Origin of the sequence: Achromobacter insuavis (assembly GCF_902859645.1) — a bacterium.
In the GTDB taxonomy this organism is placed as follows: Bacteria; Pseudomonadota; Gammaproteobacteria; order Burkholderiales; family Burkholderiaceae_B; genus Achromobacter; species Achromobacter insuavis.
The window spans coordinates 1-18,994 of sequence record NZ_CADIJR010000046.1 but is presented as its reverse complement, the minus strand read 5'-3'; the positions used below and the strand labels follow the sequence as shown (position 1 = coordinate 18,994).

The 18,994-nt window shown below is 69.8% G+C and carries 19 protein-coding genes and 1 riboswitch; of the genes, 11 read left to right on the top strand and 8 right to left on the bottom strand.

Annotation, left to right across the window (positions count from 1 at the left end; genetic code table 11):
• Positions 1–114: 114 nt before the first annotated feature.
• The gene (locus H0523_RS21020) at positions 115–1,023 is read right to left on the bottom strand and encodes a LysR family transcriptional regulator (RefSeq protein ID WP_231689753.1); all 909 of its coding nucleotides are present in this window, start codon (positions 1,021–1,023) and stop codon (positions 115–117) included.
• A gap of 141 nt (positions 1,024–1,164) precedes the next feature.
• Between H0523_RS21020 and H0523_RS21015 the strand changes: the two genes are divergently transcribed.
• The 3 genes from H0523_RS21015 (at position 1,165) to H0523_RS21005 (ending at position 3,844) form a co-directional block, all read left to right on the top strand.
• Positions 1,165–2,103: a dihydrodipicolinate synthase family protein gene (locus H0523_RS21015; protein WP_054429799.1), complete on the top strand. Its 939-nt coding sequence runs from the start codon at positions 1,165–1,167 to the stop codon at positions 2,101–2,103.
• A gap of 78 nt (positions 2,104–2,181) precedes the next feature.
• The gene (locus H0523_RS21010) at positions 2,182–3,150 is read left to right on the top strand and encodes a Bug family tripartite tricarboxylate transporter substrate binding protein (protein ID WP_054429800.1); all 969 of its coding nucleotides are present in this window, start codon (positions 2,182–2,184) and stop codon (positions 3,148–3,150) included.
• The gene (locus H0523_RS21005) at positions 3,140–3,844 is read left to right on the top strand and encodes an SDR family NAD(P)-dependent oxidoreductase (RefSeq protein ID WP_054429801.1); all 705 of its coding nucleotides are present in this window, start codon (positions 3,140–3,142) and stop codon (positions 3,842–3,844) included. The genes H0523_RS21010 and H0523_RS21005 overlap by 11 nt, the downstream gene beginning before the upstream one ends.
• Before the next feature lie 112 nt (positions 3,845–3,956).
• Here H0523_RS21005 and H0523_RS21000 read toward each other — a convergent pair whose 3' ends face one another.
• Complete coding sequence (locus H0523_RS21000) at positions 3,957–4,517, bottom strand: DUF1415 domain-containing protein (protein ID WP_054429802.1); 561 nt, start codon at positions 4,515–4,517, stop codon at positions 3,957–3,959.
• Positions 4,518–4,570: 53 nt separating this feature from the next.
• A riboswitch (Fluoride riboswitch) is annotated at positions 4,571–4,632 on the top strand.
• Positions 4,633–4,794: 162 nt separating this feature from the next.
• Between H0523_RS21000 and crcB the strand changes: the two genes are divergently transcribed.
• Together crcB and H0523_RS20990 are read left to right on the top strand one after the other, a co-directional pair.
• Complete coding sequence (gene crcB / locus H0523_RS20995) at positions 4,795–5,166, top strand: fluoride efflux transporter CrcB (protein ID WP_054429803.1); 372 nt, start codon at positions 4,795–4,797, stop codon at positions 5,164–5,166.
• 128 nt (positions 5,167–5,294) lie between these two features.
• Positions 5,295–5,678 carry a hypothetical protein gene (locus H0523_RS20990; RefSeq protein ID WP_054429804.1) on the top strand — a complete coding sequence of 128 codons (384 nt, stop codon included), beginning with the start codon at positions 5,295–5,297 and terminating at the stop codon, positions 5,676–5,678.
• A gap of 44 nt (positions 5,679–5,722) precedes the next feature.
• On the opposite strand, the gene H0523_RS20985 is transcribed toward H0523_RS20990, so the two are convergent.
• Together H0523_RS20985 and H0523_RS20980 are read right to left on the bottom strand one after the other, a co-directional pair.
• Complete coding sequence (locus tag H0523_RS20985) at positions 5,723–7,195, bottom strand: M20 family metallopeptidase (RefSeq protein ID WP_054429805.1); 1,473 nt, start codon at positions 7,193–7,195, stop codon at positions 5,723–5,725.
• A 136-nt stretch (positions 7,196–7,331) separates the two neighbouring features.
• The gene (locus tag H0523_RS20980) at positions 7,332–8,249 is read right to left on the bottom strand and encodes a LysR family transcriptional regulator (protein ID WP_054429806.1); all 918 of its coding nucleotides are present in this window, start codon (positions 8,247–8,249) and stop codon (positions 7,332–7,334) included.
• Positions 8,250–8,362: 113 nt separating this feature from the next.
• On the opposite strand from H0523_RS20980, the gene H0523_RS20975 reads away from it, so the two are divergent.
• Positions 8,363–9,316, top strand: a complete 954-nt coding sequence (locus H0523_RS20975) for an alpha/beta hydrolase (protein WP_054429807.1) — start codon at positions 8,363–8,365, stop codon at positions 9,314–9,316.
• 18 nt (positions 9,317–9,334) lie between these two features.
• Entirely contained in the window at positions 9,335–10,321 is a 987-nt protein-coding gene (locus tag H0523_RS20970; protein ID WP_054429808.1) for a Bug family tripartite tricarboxylate transporter substrate binding protein, read from the top strand.
• A gap of 73 nt (positions 10,322–10,394) precedes the next feature.
• Here H0523_RS20970 and H0523_RS20965 read toward each other — a convergent pair whose 3' ends face one another.
• The 3 genes from H0523_RS20965 to H0523_RS20955 all read right to left on the bottom strand — a co-directional run bounded on the left by H0523_RS20965 (position 10,395) and on the right by H0523_RS20955 (position 13,787).
• Positions 10,395–11,654 (bottom strand): hypothetical protein, encoded by a 1,260-nt coding sequence (locus tag H0523_RS20965; RefSeq protein WP_054429809.1) that lies wholly within the window; start codon positions 11,652–11,654, stop codon positions 10,395–10,397.
• Positions 11,655–11,760: 106 nt separating this feature from the next.
• Entirely contained in the window at positions 11,761–13,122 is a 1,362-nt protein-coding gene (locus tag H0523_RS20960; protein WP_054429810.1) for an ATP-binding protein, read from the bottom strand.
• The gene (locus H0523_RS20955) at positions 13,119–13,787 is read right to left on the bottom strand and encodes a response regulator transcription factor (RefSeq protein ID WP_054429811.1); all 669 of its coding nucleotides are present in this window, start codon (positions 13,785–13,787) and stop codon (positions 13,119–13,121) included. The genes H0523_RS20960 and H0523_RS20955 overlap by 4 nt, the downstream gene beginning before the upstream one ends.
• A 141-nt stretch (positions 13,788–13,928) precedes the next feature.
• Here H0523_RS20955 and H0523_RS20950 point away from each other — a divergent pair, with 141 nt between their 5' ends.
• Together H0523_RS20950 and H0523_RS20945 are read left to right on the top strand one after the other, a co-directional pair.
• Positions 13,929–14,702 carry a MipA/OmpV family protein gene (locus tag H0523_RS20950; RefSeq protein WP_054429812.1) on the top strand — a complete coding sequence of 258 codons (774 nt, stop codon included), beginning with the start codon at positions 13,929–13,931 and terminating at the stop codon, positions 14,700–14,702.
• Between the two features lie 36 nt (positions 14,703–14,738).
• The gene (locus H0523_RS20945; protein WP_054429813.1) at positions 14,739–15,461 is read left to right on the top strand and encodes a substrate binding domain-containing protein; all 723 of its coding nucleotides are present in this window, start codon (positions 14,739–14,741) and stop codon (positions 15,459–15,461) included.
• 71 nt (positions 15,462–15,532) lie between these two features.
• Here the strand turns inward: H0523_RS20945 and H0523_RS20940 are convergent, their stop codons facing one another.
• Positions 15,533–17,158, bottom strand: coding sequence for a methyl-accepting chemotaxis protein (locus H0523_RS20940; RefSeq protein ID WP_054429814.1), 1,626 nt, complete (start codon positions 17,156–17,158; stop codon positions 15,533–15,535).
• 186 nt (positions 17,159–17,344) lie between these two features.
• Between H0523_RS20940 and H0523_RS20935 the strand changes: the two genes are divergently transcribed.
• Both H0523_RS20935 and H0523_RS20930 read left to right on the top strand, forming a co-directional pair.
• Positions 17,345–17,851, top strand: a complete 507-nt coding sequence (locus tag H0523_RS20935) for a sigma-70 family RNA polymerase sigma factor (protein ID WP_054429815.1) — start codon at positions 17,345–17,347, stop codon at positions 17,849–17,851.
• Entirely contained in the window at positions 17,848–18,822 is a 975-nt protein-coding gene (locus H0523_RS20930; protein WP_054460473.1) for a FecR domain-containing protein, read from the top strand. The genes H0523_RS20935 and H0523_RS20930 overlap by 4 nt, the downstream gene beginning before the upstream one ends.
• Positions 18,823–18,994: the final 172 nt, after the last annotated feature.

Sequence of the window (18,994 nt, the reverse complement as noted above, 5' to 3'; positions counted from 1 at the left end):
ACTCCTGACAGCCCGAAAACGCCATTCAGTAACCCCAGGACGGGAAAGGTTCCATCGCAACCCCTAGCGCAAGGGGTCCAGGATCATGCCCATGCGCGCGGGCGGCGCTGTCGGTCAGGCCGCCGCGCGCGCCTGCGCCAGCCGCCATAGCTGTTCAGCTACCGCGGCCATGTCGGTCGGCTGGCGGTACAGGCAGATCTCCACCGGGATATCCCATTCGGCGCCGCCCGCGCGCACCAGCCTGCCCTGCGCCAGATCGTCCTGCACCAGCATGCCGGGCAGCCAGGCGACGCCGCGGCCCTGCACCGCCATGGTCCGCAGCAGCGTGGCGTGCGGCCCGACAAAATTGGCGCGGATGCGTTCCTCGCCCAGATCCTTCTTGCGCAGTTGGCTGGCCACGATGCGCCCCAGGCCCGAGGCCGGCCCATAGGCCAGGAAGTCCACGGCGGCGTCGCCCGCCAGGCGGTGCGCCGGCTCGCCATCACGGCCGGACGCGGCCGGTGCGCTGACCGGCACCAGCGTGTCCGAGCCCAGCCGCACCATGGGATAGGCGGTTTCATCCAGGCGGCTGGCCACGCCCGGATGCCGGTGGCACAGCAGGAACTGCACGCGGCGCTGCGCCATCAGGTCTTCGCAGGCCTGGAAGCTGTCGGACATCATCTGGATCGCGCCGACTTCCATGTCCGCTTCCAGGCCGGCCAGCCATTTCGGAAAGAAGGTCAGCGACAGCAGATGGGTCGCCGCGAAGCGCAGGCTGGCGGCATCCTGCGCGTGGGCCGCGACCGCCTTGATGCGCGCCGCCTCCAGGTCGGCCAGCACCTGCTTGAGCAGCGGCAGGAAGCGGCGGCCGGCGGCGGTCAGCTCGGTGGGGTGCGAGCTGCGATCGCACAGATCGGCGCCCACCCATTCCTCCAGCGCGCGGATGTGGCGGCTGAACGCGGGTTGCGCGATGGCGCGCGCTTCCGCCGCGCGCGAGAAACTTCCGGTGTCGGCCAGCGCGAGGAAATCCTCCAGCCAATTCATGTCCAGAGGTCGGTTTCCAGGTCCCATGATTGTTTGCAGCGCAGCATAGATAATTCTATGCAATTCGAGTATTGGACGGCCCAAAGGGGATGCCGCAATCATAGCGGCCATTCCCCCACCCACAGGACCTGGAAAACACCCATGCCTTCCATCCCGAATTACCGTGGCATCATCCCCGCGATCGCCTGCCCGTTCACCGCCGACCGCCGCATCGACGAGCCCGCGCTGCGCCGCCTGGCCAGCTGGCTGGCGGGCCACGACGGCGTGGTCGCCGTCATGACCAACGGCCACACCGGCGAGGTGTTTTCGCTGACGCCCGCCGAACGTGCGCAGGTCACCCGCATCGTGGCCGACGAGCTGCGCGGCAGGCTGCCCGTGATTTCCTCGATCGTGTGCGAAGGCATCGCCGAGGCCGCCGAACACGCCCGCGCCGCGCGCGCCGCCGGCGCCGCCGCGCTGGATGTGATGCCGCCCCACCACTGGTTGCGTTTCGGCTTCACGCCCGGCCACGCGCTGGAATACTTCCAGGCCATCCACGAGGCCGCGCCCGATCTCGACCTGGTCTGCCACGTCTATCCGGCGTGGACGCGCGCGTCCTATTCGTCGAGCTTGCTGGCCGACCTGGCGCGGCTGCCCTACGTGCAGGCCTTCAAGGTCGGCCAGCGCGACATGAACAAGTATGCCCGCGACATCCAGGCGCTGCGCGACGCCGATGCCTCCAAGGCCATTCTCACCTGCCACGACGAATACCTGCTGGCCTCGATGGTGCAGGACGTGGACGGCGCGCTGGTCGGCTTCGCCACCTTCATCCCGCAGCTCATCATCGACCTGTGGGAGGCGGTGAAGGCCGGCGATCTGAAGCGCGCGCAGGCGGTGCAGGCGCTGATCACCCCGCTCAAGGACGCGGTGTATGGCGCCGGCGAGCCCACTGGCGAAGCGCATGCCCGCATGAAGGCCGGCATGTATCTGGCCGGCGTGCTGGAGAGCGCCGCGGTGCGTCCGCCCACCGAGGCCCCCGGCCCGGTCGAGATGGACGCGCTGCGCGCCGCGCTGGCCAAGGCGGAACTGCTGGCGCGCTGAAGCCGCATCGCGCGGCGGCCAAGGGGCGGGACAGCCCCGGCCACGCCGCGACGACATCAAAACCCGAGGAGACACATCATGCGAAAAACCATTCTGTTGCGCGCCGTGCTGGCCCTGTGCACGGCGCTGGGCGGCGGCGCGGCGCAGGCCGAGGCGGCCTATCCCGCACGCCAGGTGCGGTTCGTGATTCCCTTTCCGCCGGGCGGCACGCTGGACATGCTGGGCCGCGACGTGGCCCAGAAACTGAGCGAGCAGACCGGCCAGAGCTTCGTGGTGGAAAACCGTTCGGGCGGCAACGGCATCATCGGCGCCGACGTGGTGGCCCGGTCGCCGGCCGACGGCTACACCCTGCTCTTTAACGCCTCGACCTTCACCACGGCGCCGATGACGATGAAGTCGGTGCCCTTCGACGTCGACAAGAACTTCGTGCCCGTCGCCATGGCCGGCAAGGCGCCGCTGTCGGTCTCGGTCAAGAAGGACCTGCCGGTGTCGGACCTGGCCGGCCTGCTGGCCTACGCCAAGCAGAACCCGGGCCGGCTCACCTTCGCCGTCGGCTCGATCGGATCGGCCGGGCATCTGGCCACCGAACTGCTCAAGCGCCAGGGCGGCCTGGACTACATGGTCATTCCCTACCGCGGCACCTCGCCCGCGCTGCAGGACCTGGTGGGCGGACGCATCGACGGATTCATCGACCCGGTGCTGGGCGCCCTGTCGTACTACAAGGGCGGCATGCTGAAGATCCTCGCCGTCACCTCGGAAGCGCGCCTGCCCAACCTGCCCGACGTGCCCACGGTGGGCGAAGTGCTGCCCGGCTACCAGTACTACAGCTGGTACGGCCTGTGGGCGCCGGCCGGCACCCCCGCGCCGATCGTCGAGAAGCTCAACGCCGAGGTCAACAAGGCCCTGTCCTCGGGCATGGCGGCCAAGTACGAACAGCTGGGCGTGACGATCACGCCGATCACCACGGCCGAGTTCACGCGTTTCCAGAAGGACGACATGGCGCGCTCGCGCAAGATCATCGAAGAGGGGCACATCCATGTCGACTGATCCCACGCCAGGCCACGCCGTCGTCACCGGCGCCACCGGCGGCATCGGCCAGGCGATCGTGCAGCGGCTGCTGGACGGCGGCTGGCGCGTGACCGGGCTGGACCTCGGGCCCGCCGTGGCCCGGCATGCCGCCTACCGGCATGTCGAGGTCGACCTGTGCGACGACGCCGCCACCCGCCAGGCCTCGCAGGCCCTGGACGACGTCACGGCCCTGGTACATGCGGCGGGGCTGTTGCGGGTAGCGCCGCTGGCGCAATCGGACCCCGCCGACGGCGAACGCATGTGGAAGCTGCACGTGGATGCCGCGGTCCGCCTGACCCGGGACCTGGCGCCGGCGATGGTGGCGCGGGGCGCAGGCCGCGTGGTGCTGGTCGGCAGCCGCGTCGCGCAGGGCATGCCCGGCCGCGGCCAATACGCCGCGTCCAAGGCCGCCTTGGTGGCGCTGGCGCGCAGCTGGGGCGCCGAACTGGCGGGCAACGGCGTGACGGTGAACGTGGTGTCCCCCGCCGCGACGCAGACGGGCATGCTGGACGACCCCGCGCGGGCCGCCAGTCCGGCGCGCCTGCCGCCCATCGGCCGGCTAATACAGCCAGCCGAGATCGCGGCCCTGGTGGCGTTCCTGCTGTCGGCCGAGGCGGCCGCCATCACCGGCCAGGACATCGCCATCTGCGGTGGAGCATCGTTGCCCCGCTGAACTCACGTTCGCGCGCGGCCGACCGTGCCCGCGCGGTCGCGCCCCGATGCGGCGGCGTCCCGACAGATGCGACAACGGCGCCGACGGCCTTCGCCGCCGGCCGCGCCCGGCATCAGGCGGGCTTGCGCATCAGCCGCTGCCAGCCTTCCAGGCCCAGCCGCGTCAGCGTGTCGATGTTCTTCTCGTAGATCTCGGCGGCGTCGGGAAAGGACTCGACCGCGCGGTCGATGCTGTCCTCGCGCAGCAGATGCAGGATCGGGTACGGCGAACGGTTGGTGTAGTTCTCGATGTCGTCCGGCTGCGTGTCGGCGAACTGGAACTGCGGGTGGAACGTGGCCACCTGCAGCTCGCCCACCAGGCGCATGCGCTTGAGCAGGCGGTCCGACAGGTCCTCGAAGTCGTTGAACTCGAGGAAATCGTCGAGCGCGTCGGGAATGATCAACAACGTGGTGTCGATCTTTTCCGGATCGGCCTCGGCCAGCAGGGCCAGCTCGTCCTGCAGGTCGGTCAGGACGCCTTCGGCGTCGGTCGCATCGCTGACGGCAAAGCGGATCTGGTCCTTGACCTGAACCGCTTTGGCGAACGGACAGAGATTCAGGCCGATCACGGCCTGGGTGAGCCAATGGCGGGTTTCGGCAACCACGTTGGCGTAGGCGTCGGAAGTGGAAATCATGGCGGGTAATCCTGGCAAAACGCGAGTATAGGCGACCGACCTGGGCTAAAATGGCCGGCAATGGGAATGGAGCTTCCCAAAACCGCCGATCTCGGCTGATGGCTCCTGCTGACCGGGCAACATGCCCGCAGCGGGTGTCGTCCGGACAAACACCCGCCGCGGCGGGTATCTTGTTTTCGGGCCGCGACCTCGCTGGAGGCCGCCCGCGCTGCCCCACCGCGCGGCCCGTGGGCAAGCCCCGGCTGTTGCTCTCCATCGTTTGATCTGGAGAGACATCTTGAATCTACTGCTGGTATTCGTCGGCGGCGGCCTGGGTTCCGCCGCGCGCTACGGCATGAGCCTGGCCGCGCTGCGGCTGGGCTGGATCGCCTTCCCCTACGCCACCCTGGCCACCAACGTGATCGGCTGCTTCGTCATGGGGCTGATCACCGAACTGCTGGCGCTGAAGTTCTCGGTGTCGCAGCCGACCCGGCTGTTCCTGACCACCGGCATCGTCGGCGGCTTCACCACCTTCTCGACCTTCGCGCTGGAAACGGCGCTGCATGTGGAACAGGGCCGCGCCGGCCTGGCGCTGCTGTACGCCGGCCTGTCGCTCGGCCTGGGGCTGGCGGCGCTGTTCGGCGGGATGGCGCTGGTGCGGACGCTGTGACGGCGGCGGCCGGGGCGCCGTTGACGGCCGCGCTCGCCATTCGCCATCCGTCCGACATTGCCGGAGCCTGTGGCGCCGCGCGACGGGGCCGCGCTAGAGTGGCGCCACGACTACGACAAGAGAAACGGATGGCCATCGCGCTCACCTATTTCGCCAACCGCCTGTCCGACGATGAATTGGTGATGCTGCTGCGGCAACGCGAGAACTTCTACGTCGAGAACATCAGCGCCATGGATATGCTGACACAGCGCATGCAGGCGCTGCTGGCGACGGACGGCTTGCACAGCGTGGTACAGATCGCGCCCCAAAATGCGGCCCCCCTCTCATTCATTCCCAACCCGATCACGGACACCGTCTTCATCCTGAGCGGCCTGTGGGCATTACTGCGGCGGATCGCGCAACGATTCACCCGTCCCCGCTGCGACGTACTCCTGCGAGTGACCTCCGAGACAGCCATGCGCGTCGTGTTCCGCCCATCGGCACGCCCCTCGGCAGCGCCTCCGACGCCATGAAAAAAGCCCGGCCAGGCCGGGCTTTTTTCATCCGCCAACGCCGATCAGGCCGTCGGCATCGCCGCCATGGTCTGCGCGACCGCGGCGGTCAGCTTCTTGCCGTAGGGCACGTGCAGGAATTCATTCGGGCCGTGGGCGTTGGACTTGGGGCCCAGCACGCCGCAGACCATGAACTGGGCCTTGGGGAAGCCCTTCTGCAGCATGCTCATCAGCGGAATGGTGCCGCCCTGGCCGATGTAGCCGCAGGGCGCGCCATAGTATTGCTGCGAGGCGGCATCCAGCGCCTGGGTCAGCCACGGCGCCGAGGCCGGCGCGTTCCAGCCGGTGGCGGCGCCTTCGTTGGCCTTGAAGAGGACCTTGGCGTTGTAGGGCGCGTCGGCTTCCAGCAGGGCCTTGATCTCTTCGGACGCGGCGACGGCGTCGATCAGCGGCGGCAGGCGCAGCGACAGCTTGAAGGCGGTGCGCGGGCGCAGCACGTTGCCGGCGCTGGACAGCGGCGGCAGGCCTTCGGCGCCGGTCACCGACAGGGTCGGGCGCCAGGTGCGGTTCAGCAGGGCCTGTTCCGGCTCGGTGGTCATGGGCAGCACGAAGCCGCCCTCGGCGCCGCAGCTCCAGGGGAAACGGCGCCACACTTCATCGCCCAGGATGCGGGCGGTGGCGTGCACCTGTTCGATGCGGTCGGCGGGGATTTCGCAGTGCAGGCTCTGCGGCAGCAGGCGGCCGGTGCCGCTGTCTTCCAGGCGGTCCAGCAGGTGGCGCAGGATGCGGAACGACGACGGCACCACGCCGCTGGAGTCGCCCGAGTGCACGCCTTCATCCAGCACCTGCACTTCCAGCGTGCCCGAGACCATGCCGCGCAGCGAGGTCGTCATCCACAGCTGGTCGTAGTTGCCGGCGCCCGAATCCAGGCACACCACCAGGGCCACGTTGCCCAGGCGGTCGCGCAGCGCGTCGACGTAGGGCAGCAGGTCGTAGCTGCCGGATTCTTCACAGGTCTCGACGATGCCGACGCAGCGCGGGCGCGGGATGCCCTGCTTGTCCAGCGCCATGATGGCGGTGAGCGAGGCATACACGGCATAGCCGTCGTCGGCGCCGCCGCGGCCGTAGAGCTTGCCGTCCTCGTACTTCGGGGTCCAGGGGCCGAGGCCGGCGCGCCAGCCCGAGAATTCAGGCTGCTTGTCCAGGTGGCCGTACAGCAGCACGGTGTCGCCGTTGTCGCTGCGGGTGGCGGGCGCGTCGAAGAAGATCACCGGCGTGCGGCCCGGCAGGCGCACCACTTCCAGCTTCAGGCCCGAGACCTTCTGGGCTTCGACCCACTGCGCCGCGTCACGCACCACGCGCTCGATGAACGCGTTCTTTTCCCAGTCGGCATCGAACGCCGGGCTCTTGGCCGGGATGGCGATGTAGTCGGTCAGCGCGGGGATGATCTCGTTGTCCCACTTGTCGTCCACAAAAGCCTGCAGAGCCTTCGGATCGAGGGTAGGAGGAAGTGCGTCGTCGGGGATGCGTGCGTTCATGGCGCGGGATCCTGTGGTCGGATGGCAGAAGAATCCGCCATTTTATGCCTGCCGGGCGCGCTCGGCATCTTTTGTCCCTGTTTCCTGCCCGGCCACCGGAAAACGGTGCCGGCTGGCGCGCCGCCCCGCCCTCCCCCTAGCGCGCCGCGTAGGCCTCGATCCGGCTCCACACCTGGCGCGCCAGCGGCTTGGCGTTGTCCACCGACTGGTACAGCCGGATCTCCATGTGGATGTCGTTGCGCGCGCTGTCGGCCCGCGCCAGGACGCCGGCGCGCAGGTCGGCTTCGACCAGCGTATGCGGCAGCCATGCCAGGCCGAAGCCCTGCCGCGCCATGGCATGCAGCGCGTCCGCCAGGTCCGATTCGTACATGGTCTGCAACTGCGCCGGCACGCACAGGCCGCGCAGGCGGTCGCGCAGGATGCGGCCCAGCGACATGCTGTCGGCGTAGGCCAAGAACGGCACGGCCGGATCCGAGGCCAGCTTGGGCACCGCGTGGCGCGGGTGGCGGCTGCCCGGCGCCAGCGGCGCGCTGACGGCCACCAGCTTGTCGGCGCCGACCCGGCGAAAGCGGTAGTTGGGGTTGTCGATCTGCGCGTACAGCGGCTCGTGCGCGTGGCACAGCAGGAAATCGACCTCGCCGTCGGCCAGCATGTCGATGCCAAAGTTGAGCGTGGTGGTGACCACCTTCAGCTGGAACGGCTGCATGCCCTGCTGCACCTTGGCCATCAGCCCCGGCAGCACCGAATGCGCCAGCGTCTTGCCGGAGGCGATGGCGATGCGGCGGGTGCGTTCCAGTTCGGGCTTCTGCAGGCCCTGGCGCGTCTCGCGCAGGATGTCGAGCACATCGATGGCGGCCGCCAGCATGCTGCGCCCGGCCGCGTTCAGGGTCGAGACCTGATGCCCGCGCTCGACCAGCGGCACGCCGGCCCAGTCCTCCAGCGCCTTGATGCGGCGCCCGAAGGCCGGATGCGTGACGTTGCGCGCCTCGGCCGCCTGGAACAGGTTGCGCGCCTTCGACAGGGCCACGAAGTCCTCGAGCCACTTGATATCCATCCCGTCTCCACCTTCTTCTTGTGTCGCTGTGCCGTATCGGCACAAGCCCTGCACATTTTGCACAAACCCCGCGCTTGTTACAACTAGTATTACGGCGTCTTCTGGAGATGCCGATGTCCGACGCCCCCGTCCTGCTGAAATCCCTGCGCAGCCACTTCCTGGGCGGCCGCGAGGTCGCGGCCGGCGGACTGCCGGTGCTGCAGAAGCAGGTGGTGGGCAACGGCGCCGCGCGCGCCATCGACATGAACGGCAGCTACTGCGCCGGCCAGCTCTACGTGCAGGAATACCGCCTGGCCGAGCCGCGCCACCCGCACCCGGTGCTGCTGTGGCATGGCGGCGGCATGACCGGCGCGCAATGGGAGAGCACCCCCGACGGCCGCCAGGGCTGGCTCTGGCGGCTGCTGCAATCCGGCTATGACGTGTTCGTGGCCGACGCGCCCGAGCGCGGCCGCGCCTCATGGGCGATGTATCCGCAGATCTATGACGCGGCGCCCATCTTCCGTTCCAAGGAAGAGGCCTGGCAGCTGTTCCGCATCGGTCCGGCCGACGGCTACGCGCCCGCCGGCCAGCCGCGCCGCGCTTATCCGGCGCAGCAATTTCCCGACGATGCCTTCGACGCCTTCGCCAAGCAGTTCGTGCCACGCTGGCTGGCGCATGACGCCATGGCGCTGGACGCCTACCGACAACTGCTCGATCTGGCCGGCCCCTGCATCGTCATCGGCCACAGCCAGGGCGGCGGCTACGCCACCCAGCTGGCGCGCGAATGTCCCGGCCCGATCCGCGCCGTGGTGGCGCTGGAGCCGACCGGCACGCCCGAGCGCGTCGACGGCCCCCTGCCCCCGCAACTGCTGGTCTGGGGCGACCACTTCGACCACAACGACACCTGGCGGCGCTACCGCGCCCAGACGGACGCCTACTGGGACGCCCTGCGGCGGGCCGGCCGGCGCGCCGACGTGCTGGACCTGCCCGCCGCCGGCATCGCCGGCAATTCCCATTTCTGCATGCTGGACCGCAACAGCGACCGCATCGCCGAACTGATCGTCGACTGGCTCAACGGCCTCGACTAACCTTCGCCTGGAGACACCATGAAACTGACCAAAACCGCAATCGCCGTGGCGTTGCTGAGCGGCGCCTCGCTGATCGCGGGCGCGGCCTCGGCGCAGCAGGCCGACTATCCCAACAAGCCCGTGCGCCTGATCGTGCCGTTCGCCCCCGGCGGCACCGCCGACATCATCGGCCGCGTGTTCGCGGCGCAGCTGGGCACCGAACTGGGCGCCACCGTGGTGGTCGAGAACAAGGCCGGCGCGGGCGGCTCGATCGGCACCCGCTTCGTGGCCGACGCCGCACCGGACGGCTACATCCTGCTGCTGGCCTCGTCCAGCACCCACGGCACCAACCCGGCGGTCTACAAGAACCTGACCTACGACGCGGTGCAGGACTTCACCGCCATCACCCAGCTGGTGACCGTGCCGGGCGTGCTGAGCGTGACCAAGGACTTCCCCGCCACCGACCTGAACGGCCTGATCGCCAGCGCCAAGGCCAACCCGGACAAGTACACCTACGCCTCGTCGGGCGCGGGCGGCCTGGGCAACCTGGCGATGGAACTGCTGAAGTCGATGACCGGCGCCAAGCTCATGCACATCGCCTACCGCGGCGCGGGCCCGGCCTTCACCGACGTCATCAGCGGCCAGGTCTCGATGATCTGGGAGCCGGTGCCGGCCTCGCTGCCGTACATCAAGGGCGGCCAGATCCGTCCCATCGCCATCGCCGCCGACACCCGTTCGCCGGAACTGCCCGACACGCCGACCTTCAAGGAAGCCGGCCTGCCGCGCTATGAAGCCAACGCCTGGAACGGCCTGCTGGCGCCCAAGGGCCTGCCGGCCGACGTGACGCAGAAGCTGCACGACGCCTCGGTCAAGGCGCTCAACAACCCCGAGGTCAAGGCCAAGATGGCCAGCCTGGGCGGCACGGTGGTGGCCGGCACGTCGGAAGCGTTCAAGAACGTGATCGCCAACGACGTGAAGAAGTGGAAGAACGTGGCGGCCGACGCCAAGATCCAGCTGGATCAGTAAGGCTGTCAGGCCCCAGCGGTCTCGCGCCCGCCCCGCCGCGCTACAGGCGGCCGAGCGGGCGCGGTCCCTGCGCTTACTTGAACCGCGTCAGGTGGATCAGCATCGTCCGATCTGAATTGGCGCGCAGCAAGTCGGTCAGGCCCTGGGCGTAGTCAGGCATGGTCAGGTTCAGGAATGCCGTGCTGCCGCCGCCAACGCGCATTTCGAAATTGGCGGTCGTGTCGCCCACCTGCAGGGTGGGAACGCCCACGTCGCCGCCCGTTCGCTGCGGCACGATCGCGGCAATGATCGCATCCCGGCCGACCCTGGCCACCGAGCATTCCGTACTGACCGTCGGATCGAGCAGCAGGCCGCCAAGGCCCTCCTGATCCTGTTGGTCGAGCTTCTTCGGATCGATGATGAGGATCGCGGTGTTGAACATGCGAGCCGACAATATCTGGTCAGAGGGCGCGGTCAGCTCTCCCTGCCGTTCCGCGGCGACCGAAAAGCAGCCCCGGGCGGGATTGTGGGTGAGTGATTGGACCACCCGCTCGAGGCGAGCGGGATCCTCGAGATCCTGCGCCGAAACACGCACCAGGTTGTTGCAGACCACCTGGCTGCTCGACTCGTCGGCACTGACGATGGCGCGCGAGCCCAACGCGCTGCCAGGCTGCAACCCCTCCTCGATACGACTGCTCACCGCGTACGAGGTCGGCACGGGGAACGCCGAGGTGGATGGCGCCACCATGCCGCCCACGGGAATCTGGATATCCCCTTCCGTCCGCATATTGTCCAAGGCCTGCCGGGGATCCCGCACCGGCGGCGGCACGTTCGGCGCCTCGGCCTTCAACTGGCCAATCATTTCCATCAACGCGGCATTGGCCTGGAGCATCATCTGATGACGGTCGGCCATGGCGGAAACGTCGTCGCGCACCTCCTGCAGATGGCTGCGCAGCCGGGTCGCATCCTCGACCGAAGGCGTATGACCATGCCGGACCAGCGCCAAGGCGTCGTGCAGGCGCTCGTTGACGCGATTGAGCTGTTCGCCGTGGACCTGCTCTTCTTCGCTCAACGCTCCCACCAGGGACAGGCATTCGTGGACCAATCGCTGCTGCTGCAGGATTTCGTCGGCGCCCTTGGCGACCGCCTCGCCATTCCTGGCATCGGGCTGGAACGCCGTGGGGTATTGCGCCTCAAGATTGGTCCGGTGTTCCTGCTTCGAGGCGGCGATGCCGTCCAGCAGTTGGGCCAGCCGGGAGTAATTGTTGGCCGTCTTGATATGGTCTTCCTGCAAATCGGTAACTTCATGCTGCAGGTAATTCGCGCCTGACCGCAAGGCCGCAATGTCGTTCATGGAACGCCTCCGCGCATCGTTGTCCACGGGCAGGGAGCTGCCCGCATCCCGGTGAGTAACGAAGCAGCCGGCGAGGTTCCCTCGCCCGGTGCATGGCGGCCAAGCGTCAGGCCGGCGTGAAGTTGCCGGGGAACGTGACCGTCAAGCCCACGCCGCGCCCGTTCAGGCCTGGCGCGAACGCCACGACCGCGCCATGGCGCGCGGCGATCTGCGCCACCAGCGACAGGCCGATGCCGCTGCCGCCGGCGTTGGCGCCCGGGGCCCGATAGAAGCGGTCGAACACCCGCGCCCGTTCGCGCGGCGCGATGCCGGGGCCATCGTCGGCGACCCGCAACCAGGCCGCGCCGCCCTCGCCCGCGCCGCAGGCCACGGCGATCTGCCCGCCCTCGGGGGTGTAGCGCAGCGCGTTGTCGAGCAGGTTGCGCACCAGCACCCCCAGCGTGTCCATGTCGCCACGCGCGCCGCAGGCCTGCACGTCCAGCTGGATGCGCTGGCGCTTGCGCGCCGCGGCCGCCTCGCAGTCGCGCACCAGCAGCACCACCAGCGCGTCCAGCGCCACCGGTCCGGGACCGGCGTCGGATTCGCTGGCCGCGTCCATGCGGGCCTGGTCCAGCAATTGCTCGGCCAGGCGCGCGGTGCGCTGCGCCACCGCGCGCAGTTGCAGGGCGGCGTCGGCGGCCGGCGTGTCGGCGATGCGTTGCAGCAGCACTTCGGTCTGGGCGCTGAGCGCCGCCAGCGGCGTGCGCAGTTCGTGCGCGGCGTCGGCCAGGAAGCGGCGCTCGTGGTCCATGGCGGCCTGCAGGCGCAGCAACAGCGCATTGATGGATTGCACGTAGGGATGCAATTCCCCCGGCAGGCGGTCCAGCGGCAGGGGCGCCAGATCGAACGGCGCGCGCCGCAGGATCGCCTCGCCGGCCTGGTTGACCGGCCGGAAGGCCTGGCGCACCACGATCCAGGTGGCCGCCGCCAGCAGCAGGAACAAGGCGGTGACGATGACCAGCCCGCGCTTGAACGCGGCCACCGCCTCGGCCCGCAGCACGCTGTCGGCGCGGGCCAGCTGCACCTGCACCTGGCCGGAGGCGTCGCTGAGCGAATACACGCGCCAGCTCTCGCCATTGATCACGCTGTCGCGGAAACCATCGTCGAAATGCGGATTGAGCGGCTGGGCCGGCGATTCCGGCGAGCGCAGCGCCAGGCGCCGGTCCGCCAGCGACCAGATCTGCACCGAGGCGCGCTCGCCGCGGAAATGGCTGGACGGCGGCAGCTCGAAACGCTCGTCCGGCCGTTCTTCGAGCAGGCTGCGGCGCAGCGACAGGATGGTCTGGTTGGCCGAGTCCACCAGCGCCTGGTCGCGGATGCCGGTGCGGGCCTCGGTCATGGCGTGCTGCTGGCACAGGAACACCGCCGCCCAGGTCAGCAGCAGGGTCAGCAACAACGTGACGGTCAGGCGCTTGCGCAGCGTCTTCATGGCGCGTCCCCCGCGGCGATGCGATAGCCCAGCCCGTGCACGGTGGCGACCAGGTCCTCGCCCAGCTTGCGCCGCAATTGGTGCACGTAGACCGCCACGGTATTGCTTTCGATGGTGCCGCTGCCGCCATAGACCGCGGATTCCAGCTGCTCGCGGCTGACGGTCTGGCCGGCGCGCTCCATCAGCGCCAGCAGGGTGCGGTATTCGCTGGCGCTGAGCACCACCTCGGCGCCCGCGCGGGTCACCACCCGGCGCACCGGGTCCAGCAGCACGTCGCGGCAGCGCAGGACCGACACCACCGAATTGCTGCTGCGGCGCACGACTGCGCGCAGCCGGGCCAGCAGTTCGTCCAGCTGGAACGGCTTGACGATATAGTCGTCGGCGCCCGCATCCAGCCCCTGCACCCGCTCGCTCAGGCGGTCGCGCGCGGTGATGATGAGGACCGGCGTGGCGTCATAGCGCCCGCGCAGATGCTTGAGCACGGCCAGGCCGCTGCCGCCGGGCAGCCCCAGGTCGAGCAGCACGGCGCCATAACCATGGTCGACCAGCGCCAGCCGGGCCTCGGGCACGTCCCGCACCCAGTCCACGCGCATGCCCGCCTGCGCCATGCTGGCGCGCAAGGCGTCGCCCAGCATCGCATCGTCTTCCACCAGCAGAACTTGCAAGAACGCTCCCTGACTCTCCATGGCGCCGCATTGTGCCGCCCTGGATTTAAAGAATTTTTAAAAGCCGGCTCCGACAATGGCGCCTTGTCGCGCTCCGGCCGCCGCCGGGCACCTGCCCCACGAGAAAGGAAAGTTCCCGCAATGAAGCTGGCTATGTTAGCAACTGGCGCCGCCACGGCCGCCGCCCTGGCCTGCGCCGCCGCCCCGGCCCTGGCCGATCAACCTGGCACCAATTTCATCGGACTGGGCGTCGGCTACGTGCCGGTCTACGAAGGCTCGCGCGAATACCGGGCCCTGCCGGTGCCGCTGATCAACTACCATTCCGGCAACTTCTTCATCTCGCCGCGCGCCGGGCTGCCGGCAGCGGGCCTGCAGACCACGCTGGCGCCCGACTGGAAGGCGGGCGTGTTCGTCGGCATGGGCCTGGGCCGAGACTCCAGCGACGCCGACCGCACCAAGGGCCTGGACGACATCGATTTCCACGGCACCTACGGCGCCTTCGTCGAATGGGCGCCCGGCCCGTTCTCGCTGGGGGCCGCCTACCGCCAGGCCGCGCGCAGCGGCTACGGCGGCACGCTCGAACTGCGCGCCACCTACGCCGCCTGGCAGGACGGCGCCAACCGCGTCAACGTCGGCGCCAGCACGCAGTGGGCCAGCCACGACGCCATGCAGACCTGGTACGGCGTCACGTCCTCGCAGGCCGCCAGCAGCCGCGCCGGGCTGTCGACCTACTCGCCGTCCTCCGGCTTCAAGTCGGCGGCGCTGTTCACCAGCTGGTCGTACCGCATCAACCCCAGCTGGAGCACCATCACCACGCTGGGCGTGAACACGCTGCTGGGCGACGCGCGCGACAGCCCGCTGACCGAGCGCCGCGCCAACCTGTTCGGCAGCGTCGGCGTGGTCTACGCCTTCTGAGCGGCCCCGGCCGCGCCCTCCCAGGAAACCAGCGCCATGAAACCGCTGCCCAGGATGGAAGTGTTCGCCAAGGTCACCAGCGTCGATGCTTTCGGCCGCGCCGCCGCGGCGCTGGGCATTCCGCTGTCGCCGTTGCCGCGCCAGGCGGCCACGGCGGGCCGCGATGCCGGGCTGCTGCGCGTGGACCTGCCCGACGCCCGCACCCGGCAGGCGCTGGCGCCCGCGCTGGCGGCCTTCGCGGCGCGCCATCCCGGCTTGCGGTTCCAATTGAGCGTGACGCGGGCCGCGCCCGCGGCGCCGGACCGTCCCGATCTGACGATCCGGCTGGAACCGCCCACCGACCCATCCTGGCTGGCGCATCGCCTGGGCGCCCTGCGCGCCCGGCTCTATGCCGCCCCCGACTACCTGGCGCGGCGGCCCGCGCCCGAATGCCCGGCGGACCTGGCCGCGCACGACTGCATTGGCGTGCATGCCGACGACAACGGCGCGCCCGCGCGCTGGCAGCTGCGGCGCGGGCAGGACCGCGCCGTCGTCATGACGCGCGAACGCTATTGCGTGGATGATCCCGAGATGGCGCGGCAGCTGGCCGCGCGCGGCGCCGGCATCGCGCCGCTGCGCGACGGCGCGCCGGGGCTGGTGGCGGTGCTGCCGGAATGGGAACTGGAGCCGGTGACGCTGTATGCGTTGACAGGCGCGCCCCGGCTGTCGGCGCGCGCCCGCGCCTTGATCGCGCACCTGACCGAAGCGCTGGCGGGCTGACGGCGGCGCGGCGCCCCCTTATCGACAAGACGCGGAACGCGCAAGCGTCCCGCGTCCGGAACGGCGGCGGCTCAGGCGCCGAGCAGCGCCGGCTCGGCGCCGTGGCCCAGGGCCGGCGCCTCGGCGTCGATCACCCGGCCGGTCTGCAGCTTGAACACCGCCACCGCTTCGCGCAGGCGTTGCGCCTGGGCTTCGAGCGAGGCGGCCGACGCGGCGGCCTGTTCGACCAGCGCGGCGTTCTGCTGCGTCACGCTGTCCATCTGCGACACCGCCTGGTTCACCTGCTCGATGCCCTGCGACTGCTCTTCGGAGGCGCTGGAGATCTCGTTGATGATGTCCGTCACGCGGCGCACCGAGGTCACGATCTCCTGCATGGTGGCGCCGGCGGCTTCGACCTGGTCGGAACCGATCGAGACCTTCTGCACCGAGTCATCGATCAGGCCCTTGATCTCCTTGGCGGCCTGGCCGCTGCGCTGCGCCAGCGCGCGCACTTCGCTGGCCACCACCGCGAAGCCCTTGCCCTGCTCGCCGGCGCGGGCCGCTTCCACCGCCGCGTTCAACGCCAGGATGTTGGTCTGGAAGGCGATGCCATCGATCACGCCGACGATGTCGGCGATGCGGTTGGAGCTGTCGGCGATGGCGCGCATGGTGCCCACCACATCACCCACCGCCTGGCCGCCGCGGGTGGCCACATTGGACGCCGCCGTCGCCAGCTGCGAGGCGTTGCGCGAGCTGTCGGCGTTGTTCTTCACGGTGGACGACAGTTCGTCCATGCTGGCGGCGGTTTCCTCCAGCGAGGCGGCCTGCTGCTCGGTGCGCGAGGACAGGTCGATGTTGCCGGCCGCGATCTCGCGCGAACCGGTGTGGATCTCTTCCACGCCCTGGCGCACGGCGGCCACGGTGCGCGCCAGGCTGTCCTGCATGCGCTTGACGGCGGCGTAGAGCACGCCGATTTCATTGTTGCCGCGCTGTTCGATGCGGTTGGTCAGGTCGCCGCCGGCGATGCGGTCGAACAGGCGGCCGGCCTCGTGCAGCGGCCGGAACACCGAACGCGCGAACACCGCGTACAGGCCCACCACCAGCACCGCCACCACCACCAGCAGGCCGATCAGGAAAGCGATCGCGCCATTGATGCGGGTGTTGGCCTCGCGCGCCACGCGCTGGCCGACTTCATCGGCGTAATCGACGTACTTCTGGATCGCCTGGGTGAAGGCGATGCCCAGCGGCGTGACCTTCTCCAGGTTCAGGCGGCTGGCGTCCTGCGCCTTGCCGGCGCGGATCGCGGCGATCATCGGCGTGATCGCGTCGCGCTGGTAGACCTCATAGGCGGCCAGCGCCTCGTCGAACAGCGGCTTGCCCACCGGCGAGGTCTCGGGCGTCTGGCGCGCCGTCTGGATCAGGTCGGCGGCCTTCTTGGTGTAGCCATCCAGGCGCTGCATGCTGGCCAGGTTGTCGATGCTCTTGCCTTCCAGCAGCGTGGTCTGCGCGGCCAGCAGCACCAGGCGCGCGCGCAGCAACTCGGCGCCGGCGGAGTCGACGGCGTTGGCGCGCACCAGGTTGGTATCCAGCATCACCTCGATCGACGTGCGGTTGGAGGTCAGCTGCTGGTAGACGGCGATGCCGGTCACCAGGAAAAGGGCGAAAAAAATACAGAGCGCGGTCGTCAGGACGGCGCGGATACTCAGATTCTTGAACATGGGGAGGGCCACTCGGGGTTTGCAGGAGGCCGCCGCGGGCGGCTGTCCCCCTGTTTACGGCTTATTGCAATGAAAAGTTAAATATCTCATTGGGTTACACCCCCTTGCCGCGCGGGCCGGCTTGCCGGACAGAATTAACAACGATTATCATTTCCGGTCTTTGACATCGGCGAGAGAGATTCCATTGTGACGGCGGCCAACCAGCCCACGGCGCATCCCACCCTGAGCGCGCTTTACCGCGACCACCACGGCTGGCTGGCCGGATGGCTGCGGCGGCGGCTGGGCAGCGCGCACGACGCCGCCGATCTGTCGCACGACACCTACGAGCGCCTGATGGTGTCCGGCCGCCTGCCCGAGGCCGGTCAGGCGCGCGCCTTCCTGACCCAGATCGCCAAGGGCCTGGTGATCGACCTGTTCCGCCGCCGCACCCTCGAAACCGCCTATCTCGACGCGCTGGCGCAACTGCCCGAACCCCACATGCCCTCGGCCGAGACCCGCGCGCTGGCGCTGGAAACGCTGATGGCGGTGGACGCCGCGCTCGACGCCCTGCCCGCCCGCGCCCGCCAGGTCTTCATCCTGTCGCGCTTCGAGGGCCTGACCTATTCCGAGATCGCCGCGCGGCTGGGCGTCTCGGTGGCGCTGGTGCGCAAGCATATGCTGCGCGCCGCCCAGGCCTGCCTGGCGGCGCTATGAAGGCCGGCGCCGCGGGCATCCCCGAACCCATCCTGGCGCAGGGCCTGGAATGGCTGGTGGTCATGTGGTCGGGCGAAGCCACCGCCGACGAGCGCGCCGCCTGGCAGCGCTGGCGCAACGCCCATCCCGACCACGAGCGCGCCTGGCAGCAGGTGCAGCGGCTGGACGCGCGGCTGCTGGGCGTGTCGCCCGAGGCCTCGGCCCAGGCGCTGGCGCAGTCCGGCCGCCAGGCCGGCCGGCGCAAGGCGCTGCGGCTGATGGGCTGGGGCCTGATGGGCGGCGGCGCGGCCCTGGCGGCCGGCCGGCTGCCCTGGGCCGTCTACGCCGCCGACTACCGCACCGCCGTCGGCGAACGGCGCGAGGTGGTGCTGGAAGACGGCACCCGCTTCACCCTCAACAGCGACAGCGCCGTCGACGTGCAATACAGCGCCGGCGCGCGCCGCCTGGCATTGCGCCGGGGCGAGCTGTACGTGGCCACCGGCCACGGCGCGCTGGCCGCCGGCCGCCCCTTCTCGGTGGCCACCGACCACGGCAGCGTGCTGGCGCTGGGCACGCGCTACAGCGTCGAGATCCAGCGCGACCGCATGCGGGTGGCCGTATACGAAGGCGCGGTCGAGATCCGGCCGCGGCAAGGCGCCGCCTTGCGGCTGCAGGCGGGCCAGGCCGCCGGCGTCACCCCGGACGCCGCCGGGCTGCTGCCGGCGGCCCCCGCCGCCGCGCCCGCCTGGCTGCAGGGCCAGCTGGTGGCCGACCGCCTGCGGCTGGCCGACTTCCTCGACCAGGTCGGGCGCTACCGCCACGGCGTGATCCGCTGCGACCCGCGGGTGGCCGACCTGATCGTCTCGGGCGTCTATCCGCTGGCCGACACCGACCGCATCCTGGCCTCGCTGGCGGCGGCATTGCCGGTACAGGTGTCGCGCTACACCGGCTACTGGGTGGTGGTGGAACCCAAAAATCCGGGCCGGCCGTAGCACTTTTTCTTTCTCGTTCGGGAACCCTGCATAACCGCAGTATTCACGCCCGCAACGAGGATCCTTTTCCATGCCTGTCCGCACTCCCCTGAACGCCGTCCGCGGCACCCTGGCGCTGGCCCTGGCCGCCCTGGCCCTGGGCGCGCCGCCCGCCGCCCGCGCCGCCGACGCG